The organism is Bacillus sp. SA1-12 (assembly GCF_000981385.1).
In the GTDB taxonomy this organism is placed as follows: Bacteria; Bacillota; Bacilli; order Bacillales; family Bacillaceae; genus Metabacillus.
In genome coordinates this window covers 57,007-76,021 of record NZ_LATZ01000009.1, presented here as the reverse complement: position 1 = coordinate 76,021, position 19,015 = coordinate 57,007, and the positions used below count along the sequence as shown (strand labels likewise).

The 19,015-nt window shown below is 37.2% G+C and carries 17 protein-coding genes and 1 pseudogene; all 18 read right to left on the bottom strand.

Features of this window, described 5'->3' with window-relative positions:
• Positions 1-12: 12 nt before the first annotated feature.
• Complete coding sequence (nusA, locus tag WQ54_RS08325; protein ID WP_046514750.1) at positions 13-1,134, bottom strand: transcription termination factor NusA; 1,122 nt, start codon at positions 1,132-1,134, stop codon at positions 13-15.
• A 151-nt stretch (positions 1,135-1,285) separates the two neighbouring features.
• Positions 1,286-1,759: a ribosome maturation factor RimP gene (gene rimP / locus WQ54_RS08320; RefSeq protein ID WP_046514747.1), complete on the bottom strand. Its 474-nt coding sequence runs from the start codon at positions 1,757-1,759 to the stop codon at positions 1,286-1,288.
• Positions 1,760-2,137: 378 nt separating this feature from the next.
• Complete coding sequence (locus WQ54_RS08315) at positions 2,138-6,448, bottom strand: PolC-type DNA polymerase III (RefSeq protein ID WP_046515048.1); 4,311 nt, start codon at positions 6,446-6,448, stop codon at positions 2,138-2,140.
• Positions 6,449-6,700: 252 nt separating this feature from the next.
• Complete coding sequence (locus tag WQ54_RS08310; RefSeq protein WP_046514744.1) at positions 6,701-8,404, bottom strand: proline--tRNA ligase; 1,704 nt, start codon at positions 8,402-8,404, stop codon at positions 6,701-6,703.
• Between the two features lie 61 nt (positions 8,405-8,465).
• On the bottom strand, positions 8,466-9,725 hold the full coding sequence (gene rseP, locus WQ54_RS08305) for an RIP metalloprotease RseP (RefSeq protein ID WP_046514743.1): 1,260 nt from the start codon (positions 9,723-9,725) through the stop codon (positions 8,466-8,468).
• Positions 9,726-9,741: 16 nt separating this feature from the next.
• Positions 9,742-10,893 (bottom strand): 1-deoxy-D-xylulose-5-phosphate reductoisomerase, encoded by a 1,152-nt coding sequence (dxr, locus tag WQ54_RS08300; RefSeq protein ID WP_046514739.1) that lies wholly within the window; start codon positions 10,891-10,893, stop codon positions 9,742-9,744.
• A 24-nt stretch (positions 10,894-10,917) separates the two neighbouring features.
• Positions 10,918-11,712: a phosphatidate cytidylyltransferase gene (locus WQ54_RS08295; RefSeq protein ID WP_046514736.1), complete on the bottom strand. Its 795-nt coding sequence runs from the start codon at positions 11,710-11,712 to the stop codon at positions 10,918-10,920.
• Between the two features lie 15 nt (positions 11,713-11,727).
• Positions 11,728-12,507: an isoprenyl transferase gene (locus tag WQ54_RS08290; protein WP_046514734.1), complete on the bottom strand. Its 780-nt coding sequence runs from the start codon at positions 12,505-12,507 to the stop codon at positions 11,728-11,730.
• A gap of 344 nt (positions 12,508-12,851) precedes the next feature.
• On the bottom strand, positions 12,852-13,409 hold the full coding sequence (gene frr, locus WQ54_RS08285; RefSeq protein WP_046514732.1) for a ribosome recycling factor: 558 nt from the start codon (positions 13,407-13,409) through the stop codon (positions 12,852-12,854).
• Positions 13,410-13,411: 2 nt separating this feature from the next.
• Positions 13,412-14,134 carry a UMP kinase gene (gene pyrH / locus WQ54_RS08280; protein WP_046515046.1) on the bottom strand — a complete coding sequence of 241 codons (723 nt, stop codon included), beginning with the start codon at positions 14,132-14,134 and terminating at the stop codon, positions 13,412-13,414.
• A 167-nt stretch (positions 14,135-14,301) separates the two neighbouring features.
• The gene (tsf, locus tag WQ54_RS08275; protein ID WP_046514730.1) at positions 14,302-15,183 is read right to left on the bottom strand and encodes a translation elongation factor Ts; all 882 of its coding nucleotides are present in this window, start codon (positions 15,181-15,183) and stop codon (positions 14,302-14,304) included.
• A gap of 238 nt (positions 15,184-15,421) precedes the next feature.
• A complete protein-coding gene (gene rpsB / locus WQ54_RS08270; protein WP_046514727.1) occupies positions 15,422-16,126 on the bottom strand; it encodes a 30S ribosomal protein S2 in 705 nt (234 codons plus the stop codon).
• Between the two features lie 179 nt (positions 16,127-16,305).
• On the bottom strand, positions 16,306-16,632 hold the full coding sequence (locus WQ54_RS32510; RefSeq protein WP_084821903.1) for a hypothetical protein: 327 nt from the start codon (positions 16,630-16,632) through the stop codon (positions 16,306-16,308).
• A gap of 22 nt (positions 16,633-16,654) precedes the next feature.
• A complete protein-coding gene (locus WQ54_RS33490) occupies positions 16,655-16,810 on the bottom strand; it encodes a hypothetical protein (protein WP_156177824.1) in 156 nt (51 codons plus the stop codon).
• Positions 16,811-16,960: 150 nt separating this feature from the next.
• The gene (locus WQ54_RS34620; protein ID WP_052737713.1) at positions 16,961-17,347 is read right to left on the bottom strand and encodes a hypothetical protein; all 387 of its coding nucleotides are present in this window, start codon (positions 17,345-17,347) and stop codon (positions 16,961-16,963) included.
• Positions 17,348-17,574: 227 nt separating this feature from the next.
• Positions 17,575-17,811 carry an Hpt domain-containing protein gene (locus tag WQ54_RS34615; protein WP_231597479.1) on the bottom strand — a complete coding sequence of 79 codons (237 nt, stop codon included), beginning with the start codon at positions 17,809-17,811 and terminating at the stop codon, positions 17,575-17,577.
• 94 nt (positions 17,812-17,905) lie between these two features.
• The gene (locus WQ54_RS32500; protein WP_231597478.1) at positions 17,906-18,433 is read right to left on the bottom strand and encodes a CheB methylesterase domain-containing protein; all 528 of its coding nucleotides are present in this window, start codon (positions 18,431-18,433) and stop codon (positions 17,906-17,908) included.
• 187 nt (positions 18,434-18,620) lie between these two features.
• Positions 18,621-18,937, bottom strand: a pseudogene (locus WQ54_RS32495) (response regulator); the annotation flags it as partial.
• Positions 18,938-19,015: the final 78 nt, after the last annotated feature.

The following is a 19,015-nucleotide window of genomic DNA, read 5'->3' as shown; positions in this document are numbered from 1 at the left end:
TGATTTCACCTCTTATTCACCAAGTTCATCAGTTACACTTGTTAAAAGTGGTTCATCATCAACATCGGCTTCTGAAGAGCGAAGCGGATAAATTCCGGCTTTTTCAGCATCTGATTCGCTTTTAATATCTATTTTCCAACCAGTAAGTTTAGCTGCAAGACGAGCATTCTGCCCCCGCTTACCGATTGCTAATGATAATTGATAATCAGGAACAATGACTGTTGTCGCTTTATCTTCTTCATTCACAAGAACCTCTACTACTTTAGAAGGACTTAAAGCATTTGCAACAAATTCGATAGGATCCTCTGACCACCGGACAATATCAATTTTTTCGCCTTTTAATTCATTCACAATTGCTTGAACCCGCTGTCCCTTAGGTCCAACACATGAACCAACCGGATCGACTTCAGGATTATCGGAATGCACAGAAATCTTAGAGCGATCTCCTGCTTCACGAGAAACGGACTTAATTTCAACTGTTCCATCATAAATTTCTGGAACTTCGATTTCAAACAACCTCTTTAATAGACCAGGATGTGTTCTTGATACGAAAATTTGCGGACCTTTTGTCGTTTTTTCTACCTTAGTAATAAAAACTTTAATCCGATCATGCGGCTTGTAGGTTTCATTTGGCATTTGCTCACTTACAGGTAATAGTGCCTCAATTTTCCCTAAGCTCACATAGATGAATTTCGAATCGATGCGTTGAACGATCCCTGTCATAATATCTTCTTCACGATCGATAAATTCGCTATAGATAACACCGCGTTCAGCCTCACGAACACGCTGGGTAACAACCTGTTTAGCAGTTTGCGCTGCAATCCGGCCAAAATCCTTCGGTGTAACCTCCATTTCAATCACATCATTTAACATATAATTAGGATTGATTCCTTGTGCCTCACTAAGGGAGATTTCAAGGCGAGGATCATAAACCTCATCAACAACATCTTTTCTTGCAAAAACCCTCATGGTTCCTGTTTCACGATTCAAATCAACGCGAACGTTTTGCGCTTGATTAAAGTTTCGTTTATAAGCAGAGATTAATGCAGCTTCAATTGCTTCAATAATAACTTCCTTGCTAATGCCCTTTTCCTTTTCCAATATCGTTAAGGCATCTAATAATTCACTACTCATTTTAACGGTTTCCCCCTTAAAAAATTAAGCTAAATAACAATTCTATTTGCTTCTCCATATTTCTTTAGTATTGATTAAGAATAATCCATATGCAGGATAATGAGACCATGAACGGATTTGTAAGCCAGATCCCTGGAGATAACAATTTTTGCTAGTTGAATGTAACGGCTAATCTTGCTTTCGCCACTTTATCATAAGGGATTTCAACCTGTTTTTTTCTAGTCTTGACCGTTACTGTTACTGTAACTGTTTGACCGTCAAAATCAGTTAAGACACCTTCAAAGGTCTTTTCTCCATTTATTGGTTCATATGTTTTAATATGAACATGTTTTCCGATTGCTTTTTTGAGGTCTTCTTCTTTCTTCAGCGGTCTCTCCGCTCCTGGTGATGAAACCTCTAAAAAGTAATTATGTGGAATAGGATCTAATTCATCAAGCCTCTCGCTTAATCGTTCACTTACGACTCCACATTCTTCAATATCAATGCCTGTATCAGAATCAATAAATAATCGAAGAAACCAACTAGAGCCTTCCTTCACATATTCAATGTCGACTAATTCCAATTTCATCTCTTCTAAAATTGGCGTTACTAATTGTTCGACAATTTCCGTAACTTTTTTGCTCATTCTCTTCCTCCTTACTAGAAAAGCGTAAGCGCCTTGAACAGGTCCGACAATCATAAGACACTTTAGAATAAAAGGTGCTTTTTTGCCTTCACTTCTAAAGTGGCTTAGAATCGAGGAACTAGGCGCTGGAGCTGGACACAAAAACTAAGTTTAAATTTATCCTTATAGGATTTCCACAGTTAAAACTTAGTTTACAACTGTATTTGTTGTCTTTAATTGCTGAAAAACCCTGCCTTTTGAGCAGGGAATGGTATGTACTACACTATCCGAATTGCGAGGACGATTACAATACGAAAGAGTGGGTTTCCCCACTCTTTTCCTCTGCTTATCGTTAGCATTTCCAATTAAAGCATAACATAACCGTCATTTTTATGCAAATTAGAAAAGTGATAACTGGTTTTGGTCAGGCAGTTCATCTAAACAACCTTGTGAATCAAGGTACTCAAGGATTGTTTTTGATACTTTGCCTCGTTGTTGTAAATCTTCTTTTGATAAAAACTCGCCATCTTTTCTAGCCTTCACAATATTCAAGGCTGCATTTGTTCCTAATCCAGGAATAGAATTAAATGGCGGGATTAGGCTATTCCCATCAATAATAAAGTCTGAAGCACTGGATCTGTAAAGATCTACTTTTTGGAAGCTAAATCCTCGTTCACACATCTCTAACGCTAATTCTAAAACAGTCAGCAAACTTTTTTCTTTAGGAGCAGCATCCAAACCCTTTTGGTTAATTTCTTCGATCTTGGCACGAATAGAAGTTGACCCTTTTACCATTGTTTCGATATCAAAATCGTCAGCACGAACAGTAAAGTATGCTGCATAATAGAGCAATGGAAGATGAACTTTAAAATAAGCAATCCGAACAGCCATTAAAACATATGCTGCAGCATGCGCCTTTGGAAACATATATTTTATTTTCAAGCAAGAATCAATGTACCAGGCTGGTACTTCCTGCTTTTTCATTTCCTCTTCCATCTCTTCAGTCAGGCCTTTTCCTTTACGGACAGATTCCATAATTTTGAAGGCGAATGAAGGCTCAAGACCTTGATAGATTAAATAAACCATGATGTCGTCACGACAGCCGATAACCTCGCTTAATGTACAAATATTATTATGAATTAACTCTTGTGCATTGCCGAGCCATACATCCGTTCCATGCGAAAGTCCTGAAATTTGGACAAGTTCAGAGAAGGTTGTTGGTTTTGTGTCTTCAAGCATCTGCCTAACAAATCGGGTACCAAACTCAGGAATTCCGAGGGTTCCCGTTTTACACATAATTTGTTCCTCTGTGACCCCTAATGACTCGGTACCGCTGAATATTTTCATTACCTCCGGGTCGTCTGTCGGAATTGTTTTTGGATCAATGCCACTCAGATCTTGCAGCATACGAATGACGGTCGGATCATCGTGTCCAAGTATATCAAGCTTCAATAAGTTATCATGAATGGAGTGGAAATCAAAATGCGTCGTCCGCCATTCAGATCCTGTTGCATCAGCAGGATATTGAATTGGTGAAAAATCATAGATGTCCATATAATCCGGCACAACAATAATTCCTCCAGGATGCTGTCCTGTTGTCCTTTTAACACCAGTACAACCTTGAACAAGACGATCTACCTCCGCTCCTCTAAAGGTGAGATTATGATCGTTTGCATATCCTTTTACATAACCATAGGCCGTTTTTTCTGCAACAGTACCAATTGTTCCTGCACGATAAACATTGTCCTCACCGAAAAGAACCTTTGTATAGTTGTGGGCAGTTGGCTGATATTCACCTGAGAAGTTTAAATCGATATCCGGTACTTTATCTCCTTTAAAGCCAAGAAAGGTTTCGAAAGGAATATCATGTCCGTCTTTTTGGTATTGCGCCCCGCAATTTGGGCATTCTTTATTAGGTAAGTCAAATCCTGAGCCAACAGAACCATCATTAAAAAACTCTGAGTGCTTACAATCAGGGCAAACATAATGAGGAGGCAGCGGATTTACCTCTGTGATTTCTGTCATGGTTGCTACAAATGATGAACCGACAGAACCACGTGAACCAACGAGGTATCCATCATCAAGGGATTTTTTAACTAGCTTATGTGAAATTAGATAGATAACGGCAAATCCATGACCAATGATACTTTTTAGTTCTTTTTCCAGGCGAGCCTCAACAAGCTCAGGAAGATTTTCTCCATAAATGCTTTTTGCTCTTGAATAACTCATTGCCCGTATTTCTTCATCTGCACCTTCAATTTTTGGTGTATAAAGATCATCTTTAATTGGTTTGATTTCTTCAATCATATCAGCAATTTTATTTGTATTATCTATCACAATTTCCTTCGCTTTTTCTTTTCCAAGGAACGAAAAACAATTCAGCATTTCATCTGTTGAACGAAAATGAACATTTGGCAGGTCATGACGATTTAAAGGGTTGGCACCTCCTTGGGAGCTGATCAATATTTTTCGGTAAATTTTATCAACCGGATTTAAATAATGGACATTTCCTGTTGCAACTACCGTTTTTTCCAGCTTGTCACCAAGTTTAATAATATTCGTAACAATCTCTTGTAAGGCGTGTTCATCTTTCACATAATCTAATTGAATTAGATGATGGTAAACCTCTAATGGATGGACCTCCAAATAGTCATAATAAGCAGCAATTTCTTCAACTTCTTCAGGAGATTTTTGCATCATCCCTTCAAAAACCTCACCCTTGTCACACGCTGAGCCGACAAGTAAACCTTCTCTATATTTATTTAGAACAGACCGCGGTACTCGAGGTACTCTGTAAAAATATTCAAGTTGAGAGATTGATACGAGTTTAAATAAATTTTTCAATCCCAATTCATTAATTGCAAGAACTGTTGCGTGGTATGGACGTGATCTTTGATAAGCATTCCCCTTACCCATATTGTCATTAAACTGATTATGGTTAATAATGCCCTTTTCTTCAGCATCCTTTAACATCTTAATGAGTAAATACCCTGTTGCTTCAGCATCATATATTGCTCTGTGGTGCTGTGTTAATTCAATATCAAATCTTTTACAAAGAGTATTTAACCGATGATTTTTTAATTCAGGATACAGAAACCTCCCCAGCTCCAATGTATCAATTACAGGATTCTTAGCTTTTTCTTCACCAAGAAGTTTCTTAAAACCTACGTTTAAAAAACCCATATCAAAACTGGCGTTATGTGCAACTAAAATATCATTTCCGATCCATTCCCTAAATTTACGCAACACCTCATCAACGTTTGGTGCATCTTTGACCATATCATCGGTTATACCAGTTAAATCTATTGTAGTAGCCGACAACGGATGATGCGGATTTGCAAATGATTCAAAACGGTCAATAATTTCCCCGCCGCGAACCTTTACAGCAGCCAACTCTATGATCGTATCATATACTGCGGAAAGACCAGTTGTTTCTACGTCAAAAACAACATAGGTTTCGTCAGCTAAATAACGATTATCATCGTTGTAAGCAATTGGTACACCGTCATCTACTAAATTAATTTCGACTCCGTATAATATTTTTATCCCATTTTTCTTTCCTGCTGAATAGGCTTCAGGGAAGGATTGAACTACGGCATGGTCAGTTAGAGCAATTGCCTTGTGTCCCCATTTTTTAGCTTGTTCAATATACTTGCTAACAGATGTTACGGCATCCATTTGGCTCATTGGTGAGTGTAAATGGAGCTCAACCCGTTTTTCATTTTCAGGTGATTGATCGATTCTCTCAATTGCTTTCACTTCATTGATATCATTTGCAATCATCACCAAGTCTCTTACAAAGGTATCATTTTGAATGCTGCCGCGCACCCTTAGCCACATACCTTTTTTTACAGCTTGTACCAATACAGCATCCTCTTTATCTCGCGCAAACATTTTTACGAGAATGGAGCTTGTATAGTCGGTAATTTTGAATGTGAGGAGTGTTCTTCCACTTCTTAGCTCTTTTGTTTCAGCATCAAACACATATCCTTGAATCGCAATCCTTCTTTCTTCATCCTCTATAGAAGCAAGCGTTCTTATTTCCTCATCATTTTTAATCGTATAGCCGATTGTCAAAGGACCCGTTATTTCAGTTGGATTAGCTTCTTCCTTCTCAGCATTCTCCATGTCTACGAATGCCTGCAAGCCTCTTTCCTTATCCTCCTGGAGCTTTTGTTCATGGAATTTCTTAATCTCCTCTTCAGTTACTGCAACAGTAGTATCTAACTGAAAAACTGGAAACCCCAGTTGCTGGAAGCTCTCTTGAATAAGCGGTGCATACTTTCGTTTGATCGTTAATGCTTCTGTATCGTTCTTGGTTTTAACGATCACCTTTACTCCTTGTACAGATGGCGTTTGCTCATTTAAAAGAGCAAGCATTGGCGGAGAAATTCCGTCCATTTGCTGAATACAGATTGACCAATAATCTTGGATCAACTTTTCATCGAAATTCTGTTCCCGCGATTCAATTGTAAACGTAACATCTGCAATATGAGAAAATGCCTTGGCCAGTTTGGTGTGGAACAGCTGATACACATCAAAAGGAAGTATTTTTTCAAATTGAAAATGGAAATGCCATTTTTTTGTTTGTTTATGAACAGTCAACTTGGCTATTGAACCGTTTCTAAAATGGACAACTGCTGCATCTTCTGTTAAGTTTATTTGCTGTAGCAGGAGTTGAAATCGTTCGATTTGGTTAGTTTGATCAATGGCCATTACCTTTCCCCTCCCCATCTACTAATTTCTTTTAGATTCTCTAGTAAAATACAAAAATGATTGATAGAACTGAAATTTCACCCTGTAGATGATCACAATCACAATTGAAGAGGCTGCCTCCTGTTATAGACAAGGATTTTATAAACAACGAGTGTGTTATAAAGTCATGTCTATTTTTCGAGTCAGCCTCTTCTCGGTATTACCTTGTTTTATTTTATCATGCTTTGCAGCCTACTGTAACCTTTTTTAGTTGCCAAGAATTTGCTTCAGTTTATCATGAAGCTCTTCAACGGTAACCTCAAATGATTCACCTGTTTTACGGATTTTCACTTCAACAATTCCCTCTTCCGCTTTTTTACCAACGGTTATCCGAACAGGAAGACCAATTAAATCTGAGTCAGCAAATTTAACACCAACACGTTCCCCGCGATCATCAAGCAAAACTTCGTAGCCTTTTTGGCTGAGTTCCTGATAAAGTTTCTCGGATAAATTACGCTGTGAATCATTCTTCACGTTTACTGATATTACATGAATTTGGAATGGTGCCACAGCTTCTGGCCATACAATACCATTTTCATCATGATGCTGTTCAATAATGGCAGCTAATGTTCTTGAAACCCCAATCCCGTAGCAGCCCATTATCATTGGCTGTGTACGTCCATTTTCATCAAGAAAAGTGGCATTCATTGCTTCACTATATCTAGTACCAAGCTTAAATACGTGTCCAACTTCTATTCCTTTGGCAAATTTAATGATTCCTTCACCATCAGGAGATTTGTCCCCTTCTTGGATAAAACGGAGATCTGCGTATTGTGATACAGCAGCATCACGATCAATGTTAACCCCTAGATAATGGAATTGCTCCTCATTTGCTCCGCAAACCCCGTTAACGATTGCAGCAACAGCATGGTCCGCAATTACTTCTACATCTTCAGATACGTTAATAGGACCGATAAAGCCAGGAACACAATTCATCACAGTTTTCGTCTCTTCAGAGTCAGCCAGTTCAACAACCGAAGCTCCATAAAAATTCTTCACTTTTATATCGTTTACTTCATGATCCCCGCGAACAAGGACTAAAACAAAGCGATCATCAACCTTAAACAGTACAGATTTAATACAAGATTCCTTTTTCACCTGCAGGGAATTTGAAAGTTCTTCAATTGACTTTTGATTAGGAGTTTCTATTTTCTCTAAATCCTTCAGCTCTTCTGAACTTTTTTCATAAGCTGAAATAACAGGTGCCATTTCAATATTTGCAGCATATTGTGACGTATCGGAATAAGCAATTGTATCTTCACCAATATCAGATAACACCATAAATTCATGGGTATCAGTCCCACCCATAGCTCCGGAATCCGCAATAACAGCTCTAAAATCCAGTGAACAACGAGTGAAAATATTTTGATAAGCTGTAAACATTTTTACATAACCTTCATCCAAGCTCTCCGATGTTGCATGGAATGAATAGGCGTCCTTCATAATAAATTCACGTCCTCGCAATACACCAAAACGAGGTCGCTTTTCATCACGGAATTTCGTCTGAATTTGATATAAAGCAAGCGGAAGTCGTTTATATGATTTGACCTCATCTCGAACCAAGCTGGTAATCATTTCCTCATGCGTTGCACCTAACGCGAATTCCCGATTATGGCGATCATGCAATCTCATTAACTCTGGTCCATATGAATACCAGCGGCCGGATTCCTGCCATAATTCCGCTTGCTGGAGAGCCGGCATTAATAATTCTGCTGCTCCCGCTTTCTCCATTTCTTCACGCACAATATGTTCAATTTTCTTTAATACTTTTTGTGCTAATGGCATATAGCTGTATACGCCACTTGTGTTTTGCCTAATAAATCCTGCCCGCAGCATTAGCTGATGGCTTTTCACTTCAGCATCAGCAGGAACTTCTCTAAGCGTAGGAATAAACGTCATACTTTGTTTCATTAAGAGCACCTCTATTTTATCTCATACTTAAAATGAATTTTTACCTATTTTCATGAAGATATTAAAGGAATAATCGTTGGATATCATTCCATGTAACAACAAGCATCAGCAGCATTAATAACGAGAAACCGATAAAATGAACAATACCTTCTTTTTGTCGATCTATTGGCTTTCCTCTTAAGGCTTCAATAAATAAGAATAATAGGCGGCCGCCGTCTAATGCAGGAATCGGCAATAAGTTGACGATTCCTAAATTGATGCTTAATAATGCTGCCCATCTTAACAGGTTGATGGTTCCAGATTCAGCAACTTGGTCTGTCATATCATATATCCCAACTGGACCAGAGAGCATATCAATTGAAAATTGGCCAGTCACTAAATGTCCAAAGCCGATTAAAATTTCCTTTGTCCATGTATATGTTTCAACAAAACCGTATTTTAATGAACTGGCAAACGATTTATCTACCGGATTATAGGCGCCAATACGCCCAATCGTTTGTTCACCTACTTTTGTCGATTCTGGAACAACTTCAAAAGTAAGAATATCCCCTGCTCGTTCTACTTCAAAAGTTAATTCTTTATCAGGATTATCTCGAATGATGGTTACAACCTCTTCCCAAGTGGATGTAGGCTGTCCATCAATTGTTTGAATAACATCGCCCTCCAGCAGCCCAGCTTCCTTTGCAGAACCGTCATCTGTTAACTCTCCTAATCTTGGGTCATTGACAGGAGCACCTTGAATAAAGCCTAAAGCAAACAAAATGACAAATGCAAGTAAGAAATTCATAAAAGGACCTGCAAAAATAGCTGCAATTCTCTGACTAACTTTTTTTGACTGGAATTGACGGTTATACGGAGCTATTTGAACTTCCTGGCCATCTGCAATAAAGTATGACGTTTCACTGACTTCAAATCGTTTTATAAACTCTTCTTCGCCTTGCTCATAGCCGGATATAAACATGCTATGCTCTAAGTCAACATTTTCCACCTCAATGATGCGTGCCTGAGGATATTTTTCTTTATTATTCAAAATAATCTTTTCAACTTTATTCTCCTGGTTAAAAAGCAAGCCTACATTATGACCAGGCTTTACCTCAATCACTTCAGGATCCTCGCCAGCCATTCTTACAAATCCGCCGATAGGTAATAATCGAATTGTATAGACCGTCTCATTCTTTTTAAAGGATAGAATCTTTGGGCCAAATCCAATAGCGAATTCACGGCATAGAATGCCAGCACGATTTGCAAGGATAAGATGTCCTAGCTCATGAAAAAAAACAAGGGCACCGAAAATGAGGACAAACGCTATCACTGTATTCATTTTTGTATGACCACCTTTATGAGATTAATGTTTGTACAAAATTTCGTGTTAGTTGATCAACTTCTTGAATTTGCTCCAAACAAGGATCTGCGATGTTTTCGTGATGATCCATCGCCCTCTCAATACAATCTTCAATCTGCAGGAATGAAAGATGTCCCTGTAAAAATGCAGCAACAGCTACTTCATTTGCAGCGTTTAAAACAGTCGGCATTGTTCCTCCTATTTTACCTGATTCAAAAGCAAATTTTAAGCAGCGGAATCTGTTAAAATCTGCTTTTTCAAAATGCAATTTGCCAATCTCCCATAATTCCAGCCTTTTCGCCTTATTAAATGGCAATCTTTCTGGATAGGTTAAGGCATACTGAATTGGAACCCTCATATCTGGTGTACCTAACTGAGCAAGTACACTGCTGTCTTGAAACTCGACCAAGGAATGAATAATACTTTCTTTATGTAATAAGACATCGATTTTTTCATATGGAATATTGAATAGCCAGTGAGCTTCAATGACTTCTAACCCTTTATTCATCATCGTAGCAGAATCAATCGTAATTTTGGCACCCATTGACCAGTTTGGATGATTTAAAGCTTGTTCAACAGTAACACCTACAAGCTCTTCCCTTTTTTTATCACGAAAGCTACCACCAGATGCAGTCACGATTAGCCGCTCTATCGCCTTGGGATTCTCCCCCTGTAAACATTGAAAAATAGCAGAATGTTCACTATCAACAGGCAATAGATCAACATTATATTTTTTTGCATGTTCTGTCACTAAATGACCAGCAGTAACCAGCGTCTCTTTATTTGCTAAAGCAACTGTTATATTATTCTCAATGGCTTTTAACGTTGGAACTAATCCTACGCTCCCTACCACTGCATTGACTAAACATTCCACTCCATCATAAATGGCCGCTTCAATAAGTGCATCTTGACCATAACCGAACTTCACATCAGCATTGGAAAACTCCTGTAAAAGAGTTTCATAAGTTTCTTTATCTTTAACAGCAACAAATTCAGGTTTGAATTTCTTAATGATTTCCCTTCCAGATTGATAATTGCTTCCGAAAGACATGGCTATAAGCTTAAATTGTTCCTGATGTTCTTCAATTACATCAAGAGTTTGAATTCCAATTGAACCAGTAGCCCCTAACAAGCTTATTTTTTTCACAAAGTCACTTCCAATCAAAACGGTTTAAAAAATGATTCTTAAGAAATGTAATAATGGTAGGACAAATAGCAAACTGTCGAAACGGTCTAATATTCCTCCGTGTCCAGGAAGGATGGTACCTGAATCTTTTACTTGATAATGACGTTTAAGTGCTGATTCAACTAGATCCCCCATTTGACCAAAGACTGACAGGAAGATCGTCATAAAAGTAACGACAATATAATTATCAAGAACCCCTGTGAAATAATGATAGATCCACGAAAAGATAACAGCAAAAACTACACCGCCAACTGCACCTTCAATGGTTTTATTGGGACTAATTTCCGGCCAAAGTTTTTTCTTACCCATTGCACGTCCAACAAAATAAGCTCCAGAATCAGTTACCCATATCAATATTAATGCATAAAAAACAAGTTCTAGACCACCAGGATGAAGGTTTCTCGTCTCGATTAGAAAATAAAACCCAATTCCTAAATAAAAAATCGCAATCACAACAAAACCTACATCATCGAATGTAAATTTATTTTTAGTTACAACCGTATAGGTTAATAACAGGAGTAGAGCTAATAATGCAAATTCTGCTTTAGAAAATACTTCAAATATATCGATATAAGCAGATGGAATTAATAGAACCCATAAAATAACTAAACTGACTAGTCCAGGTATGCTAGCCAACGATATTTTTTTCATCCTTAAAAGCTCATGTAAAGCAATTGTAGCTAATAAATAAACAAAAATTGTAAACGGAAGCTTTCCATAAATTACAAACGGAAGAAAAATAGCTGCAGCCAATACTGCAGTTAATATTCGTTGTTTCATTGTAAATCATCACCTTTATACGCCGCCAAATCTGCGCCCTCTTTGTTGATATGTGTGAATTGCTTCAAGTAAATTTTGTTCAGTGAAATCCGGCCAAAGTACATCAGTAAACCAAAATTCTGTATATGCCAGCTGCCAAAGCATAAAATTACTTAATCGTATTTCACCACTTGTTCGTATTAATAAATCAGGGTCTTTTAACTGGTTTGTCATTAAATATTCAGAAAAAAGCGACTCATTGATTGCCGATTCATCGATTCTACCGTTTTTCACATCATTCGTAATTTTTTGCACAGCTGAAATGATCTCGGCCCGGCTTCCATAATTCAACGCGAAATTTAAAATGAGTCCAGTATTTTTCTCTGTATCACTCATTGCTTTTTCAACAGCTCTTAACGTATGTTCAGGAAGTCTGTTTTTATCACCGATAATTCGAACTTGAACATTTTCCTCTATTAGTTCAGGTAAGAAGGTATTTAAAAATTCTTCGGGCAGCTTCATTAAATAATCAACTTCTGTTTTAGGTCTTTTCCAATTTTCAGTAGAGAATGCATATAAGGTAAGTGCCTTAACACCAAGTTCATTTGCTTGTCTTGTAATTTTCCGTACAACTTTCATTCCTTCATGATGTCCGGCAATCCTTGGGAGGGCACGTTTTCTTGCCCATCTTCCATTACCGTCCATGATGATTGCAATGTGTTCAGGTATTTCTCCCTTTAAAATATCCTCTATGACTATCGTTTGTTCAGCAGTGGCTTGAGGACTTCCTTTCCACTTTTTTAATATGTTGAGCATGTGTTTCCTCCATCACCCAATAATTCATGATCTCTATTTACCATGATGATGTTAACAGTATTAACAAAAAAACCCCCTGTAAACATTAGAGGGTCTTTCACATATCTATTGTACCTATTTTTTAGTGATTAGGAAACTATAAATTTCCTGTATGACTGATTAGCGCAAGTGCCTTCCAGTTTTGGAGCACAGTAAATGCTATTGCAGCCCATTAAGAGGCCACAGCATATTACGGATAAAATCTTGCTTCTTGTATCATAAGGCGCTCATGAATGGAAGGTGAAAAAACACCTATTATCCATGAGCTTCAAATTGTTTGGCTGAGTAAGCAGCTTTTAGTTTAATTAAACTTCCAAAATTTCTTTTTCTTTGTCTTTTGCTACATTGTCAATTTTAACAATGTACTCATCTGTTAACTTTTGAACGTTTTCTGTATTGCTTCTTAATTCGTCTTCTGTAATCTCGCCATTTTTTTCAAGCTTTTTCAGGTCATCGTTACCATCTCGTCGAATATTACGAATCGCAACTTTTGCCTCTTCTGCATATTTTTTCACTAATTTCACAAGTTCTTTACGTCTTTCTTCTGTAAGAGCAGGAATAGAAAGACGAATTAATGAACCATCATTTGAAGGTGTTAATCCTAAGTCAGACTTAAGAATAGCTTTTTCAATATCACCTAAAATAGACTTGTCATATGGTTGAATAACAAGAAGACGTGCTTCTGGTACACTGATAGAAGCAAGTTGGTTAACTGGTGTAGGAGCACCATAATAATCAACTGAAATCTTATCTAATAAGTTAGCACTAGCTCTGCCGGCTCTTACGGATGCTAATTCACGAGATAAAGACGCAACTGCTTTTTCCATTTTCTCTTTTGTGTTTGCCAATACTTGTTTAGCCAAGATTATTTCCCCCTTACAATTGTTCCAATATTTTCACCTATAACAGCCCGTTTAATATTTCCCTCTTCCATAATAGAAAAGACAATTAACGGTATATCATTATCCATACATAAAGAAGATGCTGTTGAATCCATTACCGCAAGACCTTCTTTTAGTACATCTAAGTATGATAAAGTATCATATTTCACGGCATCTTTATCCACTCGAGGATCAGCGTTGTAAACACCATCCACATTGTTTTTTGCCATTAAAATCACATCAGCCTCGATTTCAGCGGCACGTAAGGCAGCTGTCGTATCTGTTGAGAAGTATGGATTACCTGTTCCAGCTGCAAAAATAACAACGCGTTTTTTCTCTAAATGTCGGATCGCTTTTCTTCTTATGTAAGGCTCAGCAACCTGTCTCATTTCAATAGAAGTTTGAACACGGGTTTGAATACCTAATGTTTCAAGACTGTCTTGTAAAGCAAGGGAATTCATAACAGTTGCCAGCATTCCCATGTAATCGGCAGTCGCACGATCCATCCCCATTTCACTACCTATTTTTCCTCGCCAAATGTTTCCTCCGCCTACGACTACTGCAACTTCAACATCTAATTCTGCAATTTCCTTTACCTGTTTTGCAATTGATTGAATAACTGCAGGGTTTATACCAAAGCCGCTGTCACCCGCAAGTGCTTCTCCGCTTAATTTTAGAACAATACGTTGATATTTTGGTTTACTCATAATTACCTCCAACTTTGCTTTTGTTGCATTTAAAATTTGAAAGAAATAGTATGTATCTCCAAAAGAAGGGAACACAGCCTTGTGTTCCCTTTTTCATTTTAAGAAATGATGTATAATCAATACACACAAACACTATAAGCTATAATGATAGTGATCGATAATTATACTTATTTTTTTACTTGGTTCATTACTTCTTCAGCAAAGTTGTCTTGGCGTTTTTCGATACCTTCTCCAACTTCATAACGAACGAATGTTTTTACAGTACCGCCTTTTGAGTCAACAAATTGTTTAACTTTTTGATCTGGATTCTTAACGAAGCTTTGATCAAGCAAGCAAATTTCTTCAAAATATTTTCCTAAACGGCCTTCTACCATTTTAGCAACAATATTTTCAGGCTTGCCTTCGTTAAGTGCTTGTTGAGTTAAAATTTCGCGCTCATGCTCAGCTTCTTCAGCAGATACTTGGTCACGAGAAATATACTTAGGGTTTACCGCTGCAATATGCATTGCAACATCTTTAGCTGCATCTTCATCAGTTGTACCTTCTAATAAAGTTAATACACCGATGCGTCCTCCCATATGCAAGTAAGCACCAAATGAGTCGTTATCTGTTTTATTAACAACTACAAAACGGCGAAGGGTAATTTTTTCTCCAATTTTAGCGATTGCAGCGTTAATGTAATCTGCTACAGTTGAACCGTTCTCCATTGTTCCTGCAAGTGCAGCATCAACATCTGCAGGTTTATTAGCTAATAAGAAATCAGCTAGTCCGTTAATTAACTCTTTAAATCCTTCATTTTTCGCAACGAAGTCAGTTTCAGAGTTTACTTCTAGGATAACAGCTTCATTTCCGTTTACTTTTACTAATGTAGAACCTTCAGCTGCGATACGGTCAGCTTTTTTAGCTGCTTTTGCAATTCCTTTTTCACGAAGGAAATCAATTGCTTTATCCATGTCGCCATTTGTTTCAGTTAACGCTTTTTTACAATCCATCATTCCTGCGCCTGTTTTTTCACGTAGTTCTTTTACCATTTGTGCAGTTACTGCCATAACGGTATTCCTCCTTAAGGGTCAATTAATTTTAATTGATTTAGAATTTTTCTTGTTCTTTGATAATATTTCGACACCTAGCTTCAGGCCTGCCCCTCTAGAGTCCAGCTACTGACTGATTAGAAGGCAGCAACCAATTTGCCCAAGACTGAGTAAGGCGCTTCCGCTTATGCACTTTATGTAATTTCGCTTAAAAAAAGGTGATAAAAGGCCAATTCCCCTTATCACCTTTTGCACATTAAGCAGGTGTTGTTGTTTCTTCACCTTGTTTAGATTCTAAAATTGCATCAGCAATTTTTGCAGTTAATAATTTAACAGCGCGAATTGCATCATCATTTGCTGGGATTACGTAATCAATCTCATCCGGATCACAGTTCGTATCAACGATACCAACGATTGGGATATTTAATTTACGAGCTTCAGCAACTGCGATACGCTCTTTACGAGGATCGATAATGAATAATGCATCTGGTAATTGCTTCATGTCTTTAATTCCGCCTAGGAATTTTTCAAGACGCTCAAGCTCTTTGTTAAGTTGAACAACTTCTTTTTTAGGAAGTACTTCAAAAGTTCCATCTTCCTGCATTCTTTGAATATCTTTTAAACGTTTGATACGTTTTTGGATTGTTTCAAAGTTTGTTAACGTACCACCTAACCAGCGTTGGTTAACAAAGTACATACCAGAACGTTCAGCTTCTTCTTTTACTGAGTCCTGTGCTTGTTTTTTTGTACCAACGAAAAGGATTGTACCGCCTTCTGCTCCAAGTTCTTTAACGAATTTGTAAGCTTCTTCAACCTTTTTAACAGTTTTTTGAAGGTCGATAATGTAGATGCCGTTACGCTCAGTAAAGATGTAACGTTTCATTTTTGGGTTCCAACGGCGTGTTTGGTGACCGAAGTGAACACCAGCTTCAAGCAATTGCTTCATAGAAATAACTGACATGTGTTTGTTCCTCCTAATGGTTTTTGATCTCCTCCGCTTACATCATCTTTAAACATAACTGTTAGATGCACTAACAGCACCAATGCTTAAATCTATAAGCGTGTGTATTAACACCAAAAATTAATATACCACATCAAAATATGACAATCAAGGCTAAAGTTCAACTTCTTTTCATTTGTTTATTTTCGCCGAAATTTAAGAAGCAGCTGAATTTCTGTCTTGCCCTTATTTAATTTTTTTGCAATCTGTTCAAGAGTATAACCTTTTTCATAAAGATTTATAGCCTCCAATTCAAAAGGAAGACTTTTTCCCTGTGAAGATTGAGATATTTCGATAATATCTTCGATTTTATTCACATTGTTCAAATAGTCAGGAAGCTCATCTTGATTTTTTTCCTTTACCTTACCATGCAAAGGAAGTTTACTTGGTTCTTCACAACCTGAAACAGCTACCCTTTCATTGGAAACGTTCATGTTCTCTTGCTGTTTTAATTGGGAAATAACCATTCATTCTCATCTTTTATTTCAATTAAAAAGCCTGTAATTGCTTCCTCTGTTTCCTAAGTAATTTTTTCTGAGTATTTGTAAGATCTTTTATCGTTGAGTACTTCATAAACAAAACAATAATAAAATAAAAAGCGATGATATGATGAAGAAAACTAATGATGAAAAGAAAAATGCTCATTTTTAACCTCCCTTGATAAAAAATCTATGGTTGTCCTGTTATAGGATGTGTACGGAGCAGGTATATATCATTTTGCAGTTCCTATTTATTTCAAACTCCAGAAAAATGTCTCACCACTAAAAAATTGCAGACAAAAAAACGTCCTCTATTTTAATTATTAATGATTAAGATATCTAAACGCTCAATATTAACGCGAATCGTTTTATTACTTGTTGCTGCAACTTGTTTTTTAGCTGTTTGAAAACTGGTTTCCTGTTCTTGTTCATACTTATCTTCCCCCGGCCCTTCAATTCCTTCGCTTTTTCCTGGAACTAAAGAGGACATAGCTTCTTGTTTTACAGTGTCAGGGTCTACTATATGTACATTAACCTTATCAACTTCAGATACCTTCATGACCTTTTCTTTAATTACATCGCTTGTTACTTTTGAAATGATAGACACAGTAAATTGGGAATCAAATTTTTCCTCTTCTAATAGTTCCACAGCTGGAACGGCTTTAATAACTTCACCAATTTGTTCTAAAATTTCAAATACCATAAAAACTCTTGCTGCCTTTAATAAACAATCCTCACGAAGTGAAACCGTTAATTCATAGGCGCTAAATCCTTGTTCTTTTGACTGCTGGATAACTGTGTATTCAAAGTCATCATATTCATTGATTACTTGTTTCTTAGCTTTTGTGCCAGTCTGCCCATGATTTAAAAGGTCTTGACTATTTCACCTTGTTGGATAGTTTTTAGGATCTCAACAATTTCAGACACGTTCTATTTAACATCACCGTCTGATTCAATAGACAAAACCATATCCTCAATCGCATCTAAAGCGGCAAAAACAGCATCAAATAGGGAAGGTGTAACAGAAAGCTTTTCGTTTCTAATAGCATCTAATACATTTTCCATTTGATGGGTTAAATTTACTATATCTTCATACCCCATCGTCGCGCTCATTCCTTTTAACGTATGAGCGGAAACGAAAAATCTCATTGACAATAGATAGATCATTAGGATTTTTCTCTAAATCTAGTAATTTTTCATTACAAGATTGTAACAATAAAAACTTCTAAATATTGATTCATATCCATTCGGAAAACCCCTCTTATTTTCGGATAAACTCCATGATAGAAGCTGCGATATTATCTAAATGGTCCACTCTATCAACTAGATTTGTTTTTAATGCTGATTTAGGCATCCTTAAAACTATAGATGATTGGTCTGATTCTGTAATGGCATTTACGGCACCTGTTAATTTTAGCTTTTTTAGTCCTTCAGTCCCATTAGAGCCCATACCTGTGAGGTTTACGGCAATCTTCCGATAATCTTGCAATTCACTTAATGCCTCAAACAGCACATCAACAGATGGCCGATGGCCACTCCGCAGATCAGTTTGATCCACGATAATCTTTAAAGAGTTTCTGTACTTCTTGACCTTAAGATGGGAGCCGCCTGGTGCAATATAAGCAATTCCTTTTTGTCCCCCTTCACCATGCTCGGCTTCCTTTACCGTGATTTTCGAAATCGCGTTAAGCCTGTTTGCCAGTAATTTTGTGAAACCAGATGGCATATGTTGGACTATGAAAATTGGCACATTTATGTCAGCTGGCAATTTGGGCAGTACCTGTTGCAATGCTCTGGCCCTCCTGCAGAGGTCCCTATACAAATAATCGGTTTCATAGAAATTGCTTTCGGGATAAATACCGGTCCACTCTCATTATACGAGTCCTTTTTCCTATATCCTTTTTCCTTGATCACCCATTTGTCCATTCCTGGATCATTATGTAACTTGCAAATGTTATCTGACTTTGCAAGAAGGACTTTTTGATTAGCTCTTCCTTTACTTTAAATAAGTCTAATGAAATAGCCCCGGAAGGCTTTGCAATAAAATCAAATGCTCCAAACTCCAATGATAAAATCGTATTTTGGGCACCTTCGTTTATGGTGCTGGACAACATAATAACCGGTTTTGGAAATTCTTCCATGGTCCGTTCATAATTGGCATTTCAATATCCATCGGAATAACATCCGGATCTAATAATTCAACCTTCTTAACTGCATCTTGGCCATTTCTCGCAGTTCCTATTACTTCAATCTTTTTTTCTCCAGAAAGTAAATCAGTAATTAATTTTCTCATGAATGCAGAATCATTCAATCTATTTTAAATTAAGGACTTTTTTACTAATCGAAAAAATGTTTTTTGCCTCATTTTAAA

What these genes read in the sequence shown, in the direction of transcription:
- nusA (WP_046514750.1), bottom strand. Translation starts at nt 1,134, where the DNA reads ATGAGTAGTGAATTATTAGATGCCTTAACGATATTGGAAAAGGAAAAG.
- rimP (WP_046514747.1), bottom strand. Translation starts at nt 1,759, where the DNA reads ATGAGCAAAAAAGTTACGGAAATTGTCGAACAATTAGTAACGCCAATT.
- WQ54_RS08310 (WP_046514744.1), bottom strand. Translation starts at nt 8,404, where the DNA reads ATGAAACAAAGTATGACGTTTATTCCTACGCTTAGAGAAGTTCCTGCT.
- rseP (WP_046514743.1), bottom strand. Translation starts at nt 9,725, where the DNA reads ATGAATACAGTGATAGCGTTTGTCCTCATTTTCGGTGCCCTTGTTTTT.
- WQ54_RS08295 (WP_046514736.1), bottom strand. Translation starts at nt 11,712, where the DNA reads ATGAAACAACGAATATTAACTGCAGTATTGGCTGCAGCTATTTTTCTT.
- WQ54_RS08290 (WP_046514734.1), bottom strand. Translation starts at nt 12,507, where the DNA reads ATGCTCAACATATTAAAAAAGTGGAAAGGAAGTCCTCAAGCCACTGCT.
- pyrH (WP_046515046.1), bottom strand. Translation starts at nt 14,134, where the DNA reads ATGAGTAAACCAAAATATCAACGTATTGTTCTAAAATTAAGCGGAGAA.
- tsf (WP_046514730.1), bottom strand. Translation starts at nt 15,183, where the DNA reads ATGGCAGTAACTGCACAAATGGTAAAAGAACTACGTGAAAAAACAGGC.
- rpsB (WP_046514727.1), bottom strand. Translation starts at nt 16,126, where the DNA reads ATGTCAGTTATTTCTATGAAGCAATTGCTTGAAGCTGGTGTTCACTTC.
- WQ54_RS32510 (WP_084821903.1), bottom strand. Translation starts at nt 16,632, where the DNA reads ATGGTTATTTCCCAATTAAAACAGCAAGAGAACATGAACGTTTCCAAT.
- WQ54_RS33490 (WP_156177824.1), bottom strand. Translation starts at nt 16,810, where the DNA reads ATGAGCATTTTTCTTTTCATCATTAGTTTTCTTCATCATATCATCGCT.
- WQ54_RS34620 (WP_052737713.1), bottom strand. Translation starts at nt 17,347, where the DNA reads ATGGTATTTGAAATTTTAGAACAAATTGGTGAAGTTATTAAAGCCGTT.
- WQ54_RS34615 (WP_231597479.1), bottom strand. Translation starts at nt 17,811, where the DNA reads ATGATCTATCTATTGTCAATGAGATTTTTCGTTTCCGCTCATACGTTA.